This is a genomic window from Pseudoalteromonas sp. HF66 (assembly GCF_011806445.1).
Classification (GTDB): domain Bacteria; phylum Pseudomonadota; class Gammaproteobacteria; order Enterobacterales; family Alteromonadaceae; genus Pseudoalteromonas; species Pseudoalteromonas apostichopi.
Window position 1 is genome coordinate 36,889 of record NZ_JAATOU010000027.1, and the last position, 14,584, is coordinate 51,472.

General features: G+C 41.5%; 14 protein-coding genes. 5 read left to right on the top strand and 9 right to left on the bottom strand.

Going from position 1 to position 14,584, the window contains the following annotated elements; translation table 11 throughout:
• Positions 1–2: 2 nt before the first annotated feature.
• From HCZ11_RS18335 to radC, 8 genes are all read right to left on the bottom strand, one after another.
• Complete coding sequence (locus tag HCZ11_RS18335; protein WP_254869188.1) at positions 3–434, bottom strand: type IV pilin protein; 432 nt, start codon at positions 432–434, stop codon at positions 3–5.
• A gap of 340 nt (positions 435–774) precedes the next feature.
• The gene (gene rplI / locus HCZ11_RS18340; RefSeq protein ID WP_054554192.1) at positions 775–1,227 is read right to left on the bottom strand and encodes a 50S ribosomal protein L9; all 453 of its coding nucleotides are present in this window, start codon (positions 1,225–1,227) and stop codon (positions 775–777) included.
• Positions 1,228–1,262: 35 nt separating this feature from the next.
• Positions 1,263–1,490 (bottom strand): 30S ribosomal protein S18, encoded by a 228-nt coding sequence (rpsR, locus tag HCZ11_RS18345; protein WP_002962753.1) that lies wholly within the window; start codon positions 1,488–1,490, stop codon positions 1,263–1,265.
• 12 nt (positions 1,491–1,502) lie between these two features.
• Positions 1,503–1,805 (bottom strand): primosomal replication protein N, encoded by a 303-nt coding sequence (gene priB / locus HCZ11_RS18350; RefSeq protein ID WP_036973732.1) that lies wholly within the window; start codon positions 1,803–1,805, stop codon positions 1,503–1,505.
• Positions 1,806–1,872: 67 nt separating this feature from the next.
• The gene (gene rpsF / locus HCZ11_RS18355; RefSeq protein ID WP_036973113.1) at positions 1,873–2,214 is read right to left on the bottom strand and encodes a 30S ribosomal protein S6; all 342 of its coding nucleotides are present in this window, start codon (positions 2,212–2,214) and stop codon (positions 1,873–1,875) included.
• Between the two features lie 239 nt (positions 2,215–2,453).
• Complete coding sequence (gene rpmG, locus HCZ11_RS18360; RefSeq protein WP_022946036.1) at positions 2,454–2,609, bottom strand: 50S ribosomal protein L33; 156 nt, start codon at positions 2,607–2,609, stop codon at positions 2,454–2,456.
• Positions 2,610–2,620: 11 nt separating this feature from the next.
• Entirely contained in the window at positions 2,621–2,857 is a 237-nt protein-coding gene (rpmB, locus tag HCZ11_RS18365; protein ID WP_036973115.1) for a 50S ribosomal protein L28, read from the bottom strand.
• Between the two features lie 272 nt (positions 2,858–3,129).
• Positions 3,130–3,804 carry a DNA repair protein RadC gene (gene radC, locus HCZ11_RS18370; protein WP_130049753.1) on the bottom strand — a complete coding sequence of 225 codons (675 nt, stop codon included), beginning with the start codon at positions 3,802–3,804 and terminating at the stop codon, positions 3,130–3,132.
• 143 nt (positions 3,805–3,947) lie between these two features.
• On the opposite strand from radC, the gene coaBC reads away from it, so the two are divergent.
• From coaBC to HCZ11_RS18395, 5 genes are all read left to right on the top strand, one after another.
• The gene (gene coaBC / locus HCZ11_RS18375; protein ID WP_167659160.1) at positions 3,948–5,141 is read left to right on the top strand and encodes a bifunctional phosphopantothenoylcysteine decarboxylase/phosphopantothenate--cysteine ligase CoaBC; all 1,194 of its coding nucleotides are present in this window, start codon (positions 3,948–3,950) and stop codon (positions 5,139–5,141) included.
• 112 nt (positions 5,142–5,253) lie between these two features.
• Entirely contained in the window at positions 5,254–5,841 is a 588-nt protein-coding gene (slmA, locus tag HCZ11_RS18380) for a nucleoid occlusion factor SlmA (protein WP_054554189.1), read from the top strand.
• 239 nt (positions 5,842–6,080) lie between these two features.
• The gene (locus tag HCZ11_RS18385) at positions 6,081–8,843 is read left to right on the top strand and encodes a prolyl oligopeptidase family serine peptidase (protein WP_167659161.1); all 2,763 of its coding nucleotides are present in this window, start codon (positions 6,081–6,083) and stop codon (positions 8,841–8,843) included.
• 189 nt (positions 8,844–9,032) lie between these two features.
• Positions 9,033–11,246, top strand: coding sequence for a catalase/peroxidase HPI (gene katG / locus HCZ11_RS18390; RefSeq protein WP_167659162.1), 2,214 nt, complete (start codon positions 9,033–9,035; stop codon positions 11,244–11,246).
• Between the two features lie 134 nt (positions 11,247–11,380).
• Positions 11,381–13,078, top strand: coding sequence for a diguanylate cyclase (locus HCZ11_RS18395; protein ID WP_167659163.1), 1,698 nt, complete (start codon positions 11,381–11,383; stop codon positions 13,076–13,078).
• Positions 13,079–13,180: 102 nt separating this feature from the next.
• On the opposite strand, the gene HCZ11_RS18400 is transcribed toward HCZ11_RS18395, so the two are convergent.
• Positions 13,181–14,446 (bottom strand): bifunctional diguanylate cyclase/phosphodiesterase, encoded by a 1,266-nt coding sequence (locus HCZ11_RS18400; RefSeq protein WP_167659164.1) that lies wholly within the window; start codon positions 14,444–14,446, stop codon positions 13,181–13,183.
• Between the last annotated feature and the right edge of the window lie 138 nt (positions 14,447–14,584).

Consider the following 14,584-nt stretch of genomic DNA (forward strand, 5'->3'; position numbering starts at 1 on the left):
AGTTACTCCCAGCAATCACTAAATGAAGCGTTGTAACTACCATCATGTTTAATGGTTAAGTCACCACAGCGATCACTTGCTTGCGCCGAACCCGATTTAGGAGAGGCTTTTAAAGTGTAGCCACGATTTTTAAAGTCGCTTACAGCACCTGATACTTTGTCAGTTGCTGTATAGGTAAAGGTGTAGTAATCAGTATTTTGGGTTGAAAATGCATTGGGGTAGCCGCCATTTCGTGAATAAATACGCTCAAGACTGGCACTGTATTGCAATAACTCTTGTTGAATATCTGCGCGGCGACTACGTTGCATATGCTCAGTGTAAGCAGGCAGTGCTACGCTATACAGAATGCCCAAAATAGCGATAACAATAAGAATTTCTACTAATGTAAAGCCAGTTTGTTTACCCTTTCCATATGGTAATAATGAACTTCTCAACTTCAACTCCTTACTACTTTTTAACCAGCACAATATAAATGACAGCGTTGTCAGTGTCAATTTTAACCAATTTACTTTTACTCATCCGATTATACTAATAAGATTAAGAAAATTAAGAAAAAAGAACGTTAGTTTGCAAAATAGGTAAGATTATAGGGTTAGTACTTGTGTGTTTAAAACATAAAAAACTAATACTATTAGTATCTATACTGATGATTAATGGAGGTACAACACGCTGAAATTAATAGTGTTTAGGCGAGTGAATAACGTTGTTTATACAAAAATTTCAGGCACAAAAAAGCCGCACATAAAGCGCGGCTTTTTCTACTTAATATTGCTATTAAGCTTCAGCGATAACGATTACTTTGATAGTAGCCGATACGTCTGAGTGTACTGCGATTGCTACGTCAAATTCGCCAGTCTCACGGATAGTACCTAGAGGTAAACGAACTTCTGATTTAGCAACTTCAACGCCAACAGCTGAAATAGCTTCAGCGATGTCGCGAGTACCGATAGAACCGAATAACTTGCCTTCGTCACCAGCTTTAGAAACTAGTGTAACTTCAGCTAATGCTTCTAACTTGTCAGCGCGAGCTTGAGCAGCAGCTAGATCTTCAGCGATCTTAGCTTCTAAATCAGCACGACGTGCTTCGAAAGTTTCGATGTTAGCTTTAGTTGCAGGAACTGCCTTACCTTGTGGGAAAAGGAAGTTACGTGCGAAGCCAGATTTAACTACAACCTGGTCACCTAGGCCACCTAGGTTTGCGATCTTGTCTAGTAGAATAACTTGCATGTCTCTACACCTTTTAAAAACTGTTAATCCGCTGCTTACTTATGTAAGTCAGTGTATGGAAGAAGGGCTAAGTAGCGAGCACGCTTGATAGCAGTTGCTAGCTGACGCTGGTATTTAGCGCTAGTACCTGTGATACGGCTAGGTACGATTTTGCCACTTTCTGTAACATAGTTTCTAAGAGTAGCTAGATCTTTATAATCGATTTGTTGTACGCCTTCCGCTTTAAAGCGGCAGAACTTACGACGTCTGAAATAACGTGCCATGAGTAAAATTCCTCAAAAAATTCTTTCTATATGTTGAGCATGCAAGACTAACTGGCTTAAGCCGTTTCGTCCTTCGTGACGGTTTAAAAACCCCGTCACTTGCACTTGTTGCCCAACGTGCAATTGTTGAGTTTGTTGTTGCATTGGCGTGCCGCTGGCAACAACTTGAAGTCTGACATAACTATTACGGTTAAGGTCTGCTTCAACTTGCATCGATTTATGTTCAAGAACAAAAATACAATGCGGTATACCAGCAGGGCTTTGACTATATTTAGGTGTTTTACAAACAACCCCAGATAATGTCAGCTGATTCATATAAGGATTAACCGGTTGGCTCATCTTTTTGTCTCAACTGCAAGCGCCATGCTTGAACTCAAAACGATTAAGCAGCTGGTGCTTCTTTCTTCTCTTCTTTCGCAAGAGGAGATGCTTCAGTTACAGCGTCTTTAGTACGCATAACTAAGTTACGAAGCACTGCATCGTTGTAGCGGAAAGTAGTTTCTAGCTCGCTGATTACTTCAGTAGGTGCTTCAACGTTCATAAGAACATAATGAGCTTTGTGAAGCTTGTCGATTGGGTAAGCCAATTGACGACGGCCCCAGTCTTCAAGACGGTGGATAGTACCACCAGCTTCAGTGATAGAACCAGTATAACGTTCGATCATACCAGGTACTTGCTCACTCTGATCAGGGTGAACCATGAATACGATTTCGTAATGACGCATGGATATTCCTTACGGTTAATAGAGCCTTCTACCGTTTCGGCCAGTCGGTTTAAGGCAAGGAATTAAATTTAATAAGCCGAAATGAGCGCGCATTTTACGCTTAGATTGATAATTAAGCAAGATAAAACAGCAGAGCAAATAAGATTCTTGTGCTGATTGCTATTTTCTAAACTGCAAATCTAAGGTGAAAAACAAAAAACCCAGCCGAGGCTGGGTTTTTGAGATTCTGAAAACTAAAATTACTTGATTTTAGCTTCTTTGAAAATCACGTGTTTACGAGCTTTAGGATCGTATTTTTTGATTTCCATTTTTTCAGGCATGTTACGCTTGTTCTTGTCGGTAGTGTAGAAAAAACCAGTACCAGCAGTTGAAACTAAACGGATCTTATCGCGCATGATTCAGTTCCTTAAACTTTTTCGCCACGAGCACGGATTTCTGTAAGAACCGCGTCGATGCCTTTTTTATCGATAATACGCATACCTTTAGTAGTAGTGCGTAGTGTTACAAAACGTTTTTCACTTTCAACCCAAAAACGGTGAGTTTGTAGGTTAGGTAGGAAACGACGTTTAGTCGCGTTTCTCGCGTGTGAACGGTGGTTACCAACCGCTGGACGCTTACCTGTAACTTGACATACTTTAGACATGTCTATATATCTCCAATAACTTCGCTCGAGCTTAATTTTCCCTTAGGCCAGTATTTGTGCCCCGGGATAAATCGAAGGGCGCTCTTTATACAGCTTATACAGGCAAAGATCAAGTAACAGATCTTATCCAATCAGCTCATGTGTAAATTTGATAGCGGCTAATTATAATGATCGAATGCCCTTAGGGAAAGTAAAAACTGCATTTAAATTAAACTAATTTCTAAAATCGCCCTAAACTGCTCATTTTTAACACACTCCTGCCTTAGCTCCGCTTAAATTAATCCCCTTTCGGCAAACGATACACAATTTTCACCACCCACTATGATGTGATCCAGTACATTTATATCTATTAAGGCTAAAGCTTGTTGTAATTTTGTAGTGATCAATTTATCGGCCTGACTTGGCTCTGCTACCCCACTTGGATGGTTATGGGCAAGAATCAGTGCCGCCGCATTATTACGTAGTGCAGCTTTAACAACTTCACGAGGATAGACGGAAGCCGCATTAATAGTGCCATAAAAAAGCACTTCGTCTTTTATCAATTGGTTTTGACTGTCCAAGTACAGCACCATAAATACTTCTTGCTGTAAGCCACGCAACTGAATAGTTAAATAGTTATACACAGCCTGTGGCGAATTAAATAGTGCCTCGCGTTTACATTGCTCAAGCATATAGCGCCGGCTCAACTCAAGCACAGCTTGGAGCTGCACATATTTAGCGGCTCCTAACCCCCTTTGTGAACAAAACTCTTGTTCAGTGGCATTAAATAAATTGTGCAGGGTGCTATTTATATCTAGTAGGTGCTCGGCCAACTCAATGGCATTCATACCCGGCACGCCGGTACGTAAAAATATCGCTAATAGCTCAGCGTCTGAGAGTGCTTTTGCGCCTTGGGCGAGTAACTTCTCCCGCGGCCTTGCTGATAAAGGTAGATCGGTTAACGGCATTGCTTCATCCTTAAAACAACTATTCCATTTAATAAACTGTACTATAAAATCGCGTTTTTTCCTGTAAGAAAAAAGAAAACTTCATGCTATCGGTAAAGATTTGCTATCGTTAGCCCATATCGACAAAGGTTAAATTTCACGTAATGACAAAATCAGTAAATAAAAAAATCCTGCTAGGTATGAGTGGTGGTATTGCAGCCTATAAATGCGCAGAGCTTGTTCGCCGTTTAAAAGATAAAGGCTGTGAAGTAAAAGTCGTCATGACCGACTCAGCAAAACACTTTATTACTCCTTTAACTATGCAAGCGGTAAGCGGTGAGATTGTTTCTGATTCATTACTCGACCCTGTAGCAGAAGCCGCAATGGGTCATATTGAGTTTGCCAAATGGGCAGACCTTATTTTAGTCGCCCCTGCAACCAGCAATATTTTAGCGAAAATGGCGATGGGTATTGCAGATGACTTACTGACAACCCTACTACTAGCCACCCCTGCAAAAGTCGCGGTTGCACCTGCCATGAACCAACAGATGTACGCCCACCCAGCTACACAAGCAAATATTGCCACACTTAGTGAACGCGGCGTTGCTATTTGGGGCCCAGGTAAAGGTGAGCAAGCCTGTGGTGATGTAGGCGCAGGACGTATGTTAGAGCCTCATGAGTTAGTCGCGCTGTGTACACAACCTGAGGTTGAGCCTTTACTTGCAGGCAAAACCATCACGATCACAGCAGGACCAACCCGAGAAGCCCTCGACCCAGTTCGTTATATTTCTAATCACAGCTCTGGCAAAATGGGTTATGCCCTTGCTGAAGCTGCACTTGCGTTAGGTGCAAAGGTAAACCTGATTTCAGGCCCAGTGACAATTAAAGCACCTGCTAATGCCCTGCTTACTAATATAGAAAGTGCTGAGCAATTACTCACCGCCTCGATGGAGCTAGCCGCGCAATCGGATGCGTTTATCGGCTGTGCAGCGGTGGCAGATTACCGTGCAGCAGCAATTCATGAGCAAAAAATGAAAAAGCAAGGTGATGAACTAACCCTCACCTTAGTTAAAAACCCAGATGTCATAGCTAACGTCGCCGCGCTGAACGAAAACCGTCCTTATACAGTTGGTTTTGCTGCCGAAACCCAAGATGTTGCCAGTTACGCACAAGGTAAATTAAAGAATAAAAACCTCGATATGATCTGCGCAAATGACGTATCAAAAGAAGGCCTTGGCTTTAATTCTGATCATAATGCTTTAACACTGTTCTGGCACAATGAGCAACTAGATTTAGCAATGGGAAGTAAAAAAGATTTGGCCATGAGCGTAATGACTGAGCTTGCCAAGCGTTTGTAAAAATGCTGGAAAGAAACTGAATAAAACATTAACATAAGCCACTCATTTGCACAAAAAATGGCTTGTCTGACTCCCAACAGCGCAAGTAATAAATTATAAGAAAGGAATGGTCATGCCTGCGACAAAAAGAAGTAATCGCAAAGAGCAGATTCTGCAAGCACTCGCACAAATGTTAGAAACCAGCCCAGGTCAACGTATCACAACCGCAAAACTAGCGGCGGAGGTAGGTGTGTCTGAAGCTGCGTTATATCGTCATTTCCCGAGTAAAGCACGGATGTTTGAGGGCCTAATCGAGTTTATTGAAGATACTCTGTTATCACGCATTAATCTCATTTTAGAAAATGAGAAAGAAAGCCAAACTCGAGTCTACAATATTTTGCTGTTATTGTTAGCCTTTGCAGAGAAAAACCCAGGCATTACCCGTATTTTGACCGGTGATGCCTTACAAGGTGAACAAGAGCGTTTACGTGAACGAGTACAAGGCTTATTCGAGAAGCTAGAAACTCAATTCAAGCAAGTGCTACGCGAGCGCAAACTTCGCGAAGGCAAAGCATTCCAATCAGACGAAAGCACCCTAGCCAATTTCTTACTCGCCTATGTTGAAGGTAAGATGAACCAATTCGTGCGCAGCGACTTTAAAGCAAAACCAAGTGCACAATTTGAAAAACAGTGGCCAGAACTACAGAAGATTTGGTTGTAGGAAATTAGCCGTAGGCGCGATCTCATATCGCGCAGCGGTGTAATTAAAATACGCGGGGTAAACCCGCTGCTACCCTTTTAACAAAACCTACCGACAACTTTTTTAGCTTATGGCTGATAGCTTAAAGCTTACAGCTATCAGCTCAACTCCCCAAACACGCCACTTATCGTATCTACTCGAATTGTTTATTAAAAACGCTACACTGGGTGCGTAAATTTTAAAAACAACGAGAAAGACTAATGAAAGCGCAATTATCACTTTTGAGCTTAGCCTTGGTGACAAGCCTTGGTAGTGCACATGTTAGTGCGAAAGAGGCTCTGCAATTTAAAGACGTGTTTGATTTTAAATACGCAAAAGGCACCCAACTTTCTGAAGACGGCCAAATTCTTAGCTTTAGTGCAGACCCTTATCGCGGTAATGCTGAAGGTCAGGTTTATACGTTAAACAATAACCACCTACTTACCAGCGTTGAGCGCGGTACTCGCCCTACTATTAATAAAGCGGCAAACTGGGTGGCTTTTACTCAGGTACCTACCCTACTTGAAAAAGAAACCACCAAGAAAAAAGACCAGCTGAAAAATAACCTTGTTTTAGTAAATACTAAAAATGGCGAGCAACAGACTTTTAACGATGTAAAAGACTATGCGTTATCGGATGATGGTATATGGCTTGCCTATCGACTAGATAAGAAAGCAGAAAAAGCAGATAAAAAAGACGGCGAAGAAAAAGACGAAAACAGCAGCGAAATCAAGCCAGATAAAAAAGATAAAAGCTTTGATTTAGTGCTTGTTAATCTTCAAGACAAAACCACTCACACTGTAAATAATGTATTTAGCTATGCGATTAGCAGTACAGGCGAGCAATTATTAGCAAGCCAAAGCTACAGTGATGGTGCCGACAACCAAGTTGTATTAGTTGATCTTAATAATGACTTTGCAACTAACGTGTTGATTGATGAGCCTGGTGTTGTTGCAAATAAAATTGCATGGCAACCAAACAGCAATACCGCAGCACTATTAATTGGTAATTATGTTAATGATGATACAAGACGTCGCGATCACAGCTTACAGCTTTTACAAAACGGGGCTCTTTCAACCATTAACTCAGCAGATAGCAGCTGGACTATCGGCAAAACAGCATCATTAAAATGGTCTGAAGATGGTGCTCGTTTATACTATGAAAACCACCCTAAACTCGCCGCTAAATCTGTCTTGAAAGAATACAAAGATGAAGCCTCTTTATATGATTTCGATACCATACGCGACCAAAAGGGCCTAAACGTTTGGCACAATAAAGACGCTGAAATTAAGCCTCGCGAAGAGCAGCAATGGAACAAAGCGAATAAGCTTCGTCACTACCAAGCTGTGTATCATATAAATGGTCAGCACGTTGTGCAGCTAAGCACACCAAACATGCCAGAAGTTTCGCTTAACACTAATCGCGAAGCACTATTAGGCTATTCAGACCGACCTTACTTAGAGCGCGTTATGTATGGTGGTTTTTATGCAGATTACTTCAGTGTTGATGTTAAAACCGGTAAACAAACAGCTATCGTCAGCGACTATCCATTTAGACCAAGCCTTGCGCCAAATGGTCAATTTGCAGCATTTTTCCAAGATAGCCAAGTTCAGCTAAAAGATTTAGGTAGCAACAAGGTTTCGACCTTATCTAAAGCAATTAACGCTGTTTTTGCTGATGATAAACATGACTACCCATCACCTCAGCCGGGTTATGGTTTTGCGGGCTGGTTGAACGACAGCAGCCAAGTATTGGTTTACAGCAAATTTGATATTTGGGCTTTTGATGTCGCATCACAAAAGGCAACGCGCTTAACTCAAGGTAAAGAAACTAACACCCAATATCGTGTTATTAAACTTGATAAAGACCAAGTTGGTTTTGCCAAAGATGAAACATTATTGCTAAGCGCAACCAACGTGCAAGATAAGCAAACAGAGATTGCCAAACTTGACTTATCGAGCAATAAAGTCAGCAAAGTTCTTTCGGGTAAAAAGCGCTATGACGTAGTGAAAAAGGCTAAAAATTCCGACAAATACCTATTTACTGCACAAACATACCAGCAATTCCCTGATTACTACCAAACTGATTTTAGCTTCAAAAAGCCACAACGTGTTACTAACCTAAACCCGCAAATTAGCAACTTTGCATGGGGTGAAAAACCTGAGCTTATTAGCTACAAAGGGTTTGATGGTGAAGATTTACAAGGCGTATTAATTAAGCCTGCAGGCTATAAAAAAGGCGATAAGGTTCCTGTAGTTGTGTACTTCTACCGCTATATGAGCCAACGCATGTATGACTTCCCGAAAATGGAGTTAAATCATCGCCCTAACTTCCCGATGTTTACCTCAAATGGCTATGCGATTTTCTTACCTGATATCCGTTTTGAGATTGGTCATCCTGGTAAATCATCAACGCAAACTATGATCAACGCAACTCAAAAGTTAATTGATTTAGGCATTGCTGATCCAGATAAAATTGGTTTACAAGGTCACTCTTGGGCAGGCTACCAAAGCGCCTTTATGATCACTCAAACAGACATGTTCAAGGCCGTTGTATCAGGTGCGCCAGTATCTAATATGACCAGTGCTTACAGCGGTATTCGCTTAAAATCAGGTCTTGCCCGTCAGTTTCAATACGAAACAGGGCAAAGCCGTATAGGCAAAACTTTATTCGAAGCGCCAGAGCTATATATCGAAAACTCACCGGTGTTCTTTGCCGATAAAGTGAATACCCCAATTCTGATTATGTTTGGTGACAAAGATGATGCAGTGCCATGGCACGAAGGGGTTCAATACTACTTAGCTCTTCGCCGTGCCGGTAAAGATGCAACCTTCTTACAATACGAAGGTGAACCACACCACTTGAAGAAATTCCCTAACCAAGTGGATTTTTCGGTGCGCATGATGGAATATTTTGATCATTACTTAAAAGGTAAACCTGCTGCTGAGTGGATCAAAAACGGCGTCCCTTTTATTGAAGAATAAACAATAAGCTGAATTTCAGCTTAATGTCCCCCTCCCCTAGAGCCAGCATTATTGCTGGCTTTGTTCGAAAAAATCAATCACACCATCTATTTTATCGATTTTATCAATCGATTTAAACCCCAGTTTGTAAGTGGAAAGTTAATCAGAACAACTCTATATTTCACCCAACTTCTAACTGGAGACAACACAATGTTAAAAAAATCAACTTCAGCTTTCTCTAAAGTCGCTGTTGCAGTGTCACTGTTGGTGGCAACAGGCGTACAAGCTACGAACGAAATAAAATCAAACCAATTCTGGTGGCCAGAGCAATTAGACCTTAGCCAACTTCGTGCTCATGGCGCAGAGTCTGATCCTATGGGTCCATACTTTAATTACAAAAAAGAATTCTTAAAATTAGATCTAAATGCGGTAAAAGCCGACATTGAGAAGGTACTGACTGACTCTCAAGACTGGTGGCCTGCTGATTACGGTCACTACGGTCCATTCTTCATCCGCATGGCGTGGCACGCATCAGGCACTTACCGTACATTCGATGGCCGTGGTGGTGCTGGCGGTGGTCAACAACGTTTCGACCCACTAAACAGCTGGCCAGATAACGCAAACCTTGATAAAGCGCGTCGTTTACTTTGGCCAATAAAGCAGAAATATGGCCGCAGTATTTCTTGGGCTGACTTAATGGCACTAACGGGTAACGTTGCACTTGAATCAATGGGCTTCAAAACTTTCGGTTATGCCGGAGGTCGTGAAGACGATTGGGAACCAGACTACGTATACTGGGGCCCTGAAGGCAAAATGTTAACTGACGAACGTCGTGACAAAAAAGGCAAACTAAAAGGTCCACTAGCGGCAGTTGAGATGGGCTTAATCTATGTAAACCCTGAAGGCCCACACGGTAACCCTGATCCACTGCTTGCAGCAGAAGATATTCGTTTATCTTTCGGCCGCATGGCAATGAACGATGAAGAAATCGTTGCCCTAATCGCCGGTGGTCACAGCTTTGGTAAAGCTCACGGTGCCAAAAAAGCGACCTGTTTAGACAAAGAACCTGCAGCAGCAGGTATCGAAGAACAAGGCTTAGGTTGGAACAATAAATGTGGTAAAGGCCATTCAGAAGATACCATCACTTCAGGTCTTGAAGGTGCATGGACTGTGACACCAACACGTTGGTCAATTAACTACCTTCAAAACTTGTTCAGCTTTGAATGGGTTAAAACCAAGAGCCCAGCAGGTGCAACTCAGTGGATCCCTGAAAAGGGTCAAGCATCTAATCTTGTGCCAGATGCACACATCAAAGGTAAGCGTCATGCACCTATCATGTTCACAACCGATATCGCGTTAAAAGCGGATCCTGAGTTCCGTAAGATCTCAGAACGTTTCTTAAACGACCCGAAAGAGTTCGAACTCGCATTTGCTAAAGCATGGTTCAAACTAAACCACCGTGACATGGGCCCACGAGCTCGTTACTTAGGTGACTTAGTGCCAGAAGAAGTATTAATTTGGCAAGACTACATCCCTGCGGTTGATCACAAACTAGTAGACAGCAAAGATATCGCGTCACTTAAAGCTAGCATCTTAGATTCAGGTTTATCTGTATCTGAACTAGTCCGTGTTGCTTGGGCATCAGCAGCAAGCTACCGCGACACAGATATGCGTGGTGGTGCAAACGGTGCACGTATTCGTTTTGCTCCGCAAAAAGATTGGCCGGTAAACAACCCGAAAGAAGTGGCTAAAGTACTTAGCAAACTTGAGAAAATCCAAACTAAGTTCAACAAAAACGCATCTGGCGGTAAAGAAATTTCACTAGCAGATATGATTGTTCTTGGTGGTGCGGCTGCAATCGAAAAAGCAGCAAGCGACGCTGGTTTCTCTATCGCAGTACCATTCAAGCCAGGTCGTATGGACGCGTCATTAGAAATGACTGACGTTGAATCATTCGAAGTGCTTGAGCCAACGGCAGATGCGTTCCGTAACTACTATAGCTCAGCATGGAAATCACCGGCTGAAATGCTTGTTGAACGTGCTGATTTATTAAGCTTATCAGTACCAGAAATGACTGCACTACTAGGTGGTATGCGTGCTCTTAACGCGAATACTGACCAAACTAAACACGGTGTATTCACGAAAAAACCAGGCACATTAAGTAACGATTTCTTCGTTAACCTACTCGATATGTCAACGAAGTGGTCTAAATCTTCTGAAGAAGGTGTTTACGAAGGCCGTGACCGTAAGTCAGGCAAACTTAAGTGGACAGCAACACCTGTAGACTTGATCTTTGGCTCCAACTCAGAGCTTCGTTCAATTGCTGAAGTGTATGCATCTGACGATGCTAAACAAAAGTTCGTTGATGATTTCGTAGCAGCGTGGACTAAAGTAATGACGCTAGATCGTTTCGACCTACGTTAATATATTTTCGCAACCAACAAAGCCGCTAAGTTAGCGGCTTTTTTATTTTTCGTTAATAATTTACTCGACAAGCCAGCAGTTTACGTTAAAAATAAAACTTTATTACTATTTTTATTTGGATACAGGCACCAGGGATGATTACGCGCTTTATACTGCTTTTTGTTATCTACTCAATATGCCTAACTTTGGCTAATCAAAGCCGCGCCGATAACTCCCCTATTGTTAATATTAACCAACGTAGCATTGACCTCACCCAATTTGATATGAGCTATTTTATTGATGGCTCTGGCACTATGACTCTTTCACAAGTTCAGCTGCAAAGTTTTATAAACAGTCAAAACAAGCTCACTTTAGGCACGAATGCCAAAACAACATGGTCAAAAATAGTTATAAAAAATACCTACAGCGACACCCTGCGCTTATTTGTACATAACCCAGATGCCTATCACTTAGAAGAAGTGAGCTTTTACGAAACGCAAGCAGGGCAACTGATAAACCAATCGGTCATTCAGCTTGATAAAGCAGGGCCTAAAACCAACATGTTTGGTGGTAGTGCCGTATTTTCGTTTTATATTGCACCCAATCAGCAAAAAACAATTTACATAAAAAGCGTGACCTTTTCTCATCAATGGTTTGCACTCGCTATTTTTGATGAAGAGCACTCAAAACGTGCTCTTGTAGGGAATGGTAATTATATTGCTCTACTTGTTGGGATGATGTTAGCACTGATGATTTATAACTTTTTCTTGTATTTATCGGCACGTAAAATCGAGAACATCGTTTACGCCCTTTACCTTATTTCTGGCACAGTTTGGGTGGCGCTATCTTATGGTGTTGCCGCTAACTTTTTCGGTATTTTTAGTGCCGAACTATTACAACTCAATTCTAACTTGCTAAGTATGCCAAGCTTTTTAGTGATCTTTGTAATGCTTATTTTCGAAACCAAAAAGCTCTACCCTAAAGAGCATATTGCACTTTCGATTATTTTGTTCTTACTCGTTGCGGACTTTGTTTATAGCTTGTTCGATATTGTAGGTGCATTAAAACCTGCCAGCAGCTTGGCTGCATTAATGATGACTGTGACATTTGGAGTATCTATTTCGCTGTGGCGCAAAGGTAACGCGCTGGCAAAATACTTTTTGCTCGGCCACTCTATGTTCGTTATTTTCAATATGCTGGCGGTGCTTTATTACAAAGGGATCAGCGACGCAAACGTGATTAATAGCCACGGTGTTGGCATAGGTATTTTGCTCGAAGCGTTAATGATGGCGTTTATTCTTTCCTATCGAATTAAGAGCCTCGAAAAAATTAAAGCACAGCAAACTGAGCTCAACCGCTTGGTCGATACAGACCCAATGACAGGCCTGTATAATCGCCGTTACTTTGACAGAAAAAGTGAAGAACTGATTGCCGCGATGGCAACCAATCAGCAAGAGTTTACCCTCCTAATTGCTGATCTCGACCACTTCAAAAACATTAACGACACATACGGCCACGATGTTGGCGATAAAGTTATTATCGCATTTGCCAACATACTCACCTCAGAACAAGGCCTTGCTGATATAGCCTGCCGTTACGGCGGCGAAGAGTTTGTGTTACTACTCAATTGTAACCTACTTGATGCAAAGCTAGTTGCCGAGCGAATTCGCCAAAAGGCGCAAGAAACCTACATCACTATTGATGAAGTGCAAACCGTGCAGTTTACCGTGAGTATTGGTATACACAGCGTAGCTCACTCTTCAACAACCGTGAAAGAAACCCTCACCGTTGCCGACAAAGCATTGTATAAAGCGAAAAGTAACGGCCGTAATTGTGTTGAAGTGGCTGCTTAGACGGGAAAAGTTTCAAGTTTCAAGTTTCAAGTTTCAAGTTTCAAGTTTCAAGTTTCAAGTTTCAAGTTTCAAGTTTCAAAGTAACTTAAGGCTTTAAAACGATTAGCTAAAGTGAATAATGGTTGTTCCAGGTTGCTTTTTAGCTTGGTACATAGCCGCATCGGCTTCTTCAATTAACTGGTTCGCTGCGTACACACCATCTCCTAGAAAATGCGCTGTCACACCTATACTCGCTGTAACCTCAATTGATATACCTTTAGAACTAAATGGTTTTGTAAACTGAGCCGCAATTTTATGAGCTAAGCGATTCAAAATCGTCGTATTAGTTACGCCTGATATAGTCACTAAAAACTCATCGCCGCCCATTCTTACTACATAGTCAGTACTTCTAACGGCGGCTTGAAGTTGCTTTGCAACCCATACTAAAACTTCATCACCTATTGCATGACCATATTGATCGTTGATTTGTTTAAACTCATCTAAATCGATATAAATAAAGCCCATTCCCTCAGACACATCACCATTTTCACTAAATACATCATTCAATAATTGCTCTAGATAACGACGGTTCGGTAATTGGGTAAGCGGGTCAAGGTTAGCAAGCTCAATCAACGCCTGTTCTTTATTTTTTCGAGCTGAAATGTCACGCACAATCGCGAGAAGATAACTTTTTCCTTGATGGTCGATATAACAAACACTCACTTCAGTTGGAAAAGTATGACCATCTTTATGTTTTAAGCTTGACTCAAAAATAGTGGTTTCTTGGGCTTTTATTCGCGCTACCCTATCCAGCCATTTGCTATTCGTATCATAGTCTGGGTTAATATCTGGCACAGTCTGTTTTAGTAGCTCTTCTTTTTCATAACCTAAGCACTTGTAAGCTAATTGATTACAGTTAAGAATTTGACCAAACTGAGGGTCTGCAATAAACATGGCATCATTTGATTTATCAACCAAATATGTCAGTAGAATATCTGCTGCCGCCTCTTTATTGACCGTTGTTAAATCAATTATCTGTGAAATATAACGAACGACATTACCGTCATTATCTACCTCTGCGACAATGTTCAGCTGGCAATAAATAGAATGCCCAAGCTTATGCTTGTAACGCTTTTCGATTTGTAATGGCTGCTCAGGGAACTGATTAAGCTTGGCACGAATAGTTTTATTTAACTCCCTGTCATCAGCATGAGTTATAACAACATCATCTGCGTACACTTCATCGCCTTCATAACCTAATAATTGTTTTAGTGCCGGGTTTGCATATTCAAGTTTACCGCTAGGCGAAGAAACAGTAACGGGGATAGGTGTAATTTCTATTAACCGATAAACAGGGTTAATAAACATCTGTGCGTCGTTAAGCTTCATGGGCAACTCGAGTCCAATACATTATTACTACTCAGCAAAATGAAAGAATAGACTATAAATTAGCTATCAGCTATCAGCTATCAGCTATCAGCTATCAGCTATCAGCTATCAGCTATCAGCTATCAGCTATCAGCTATC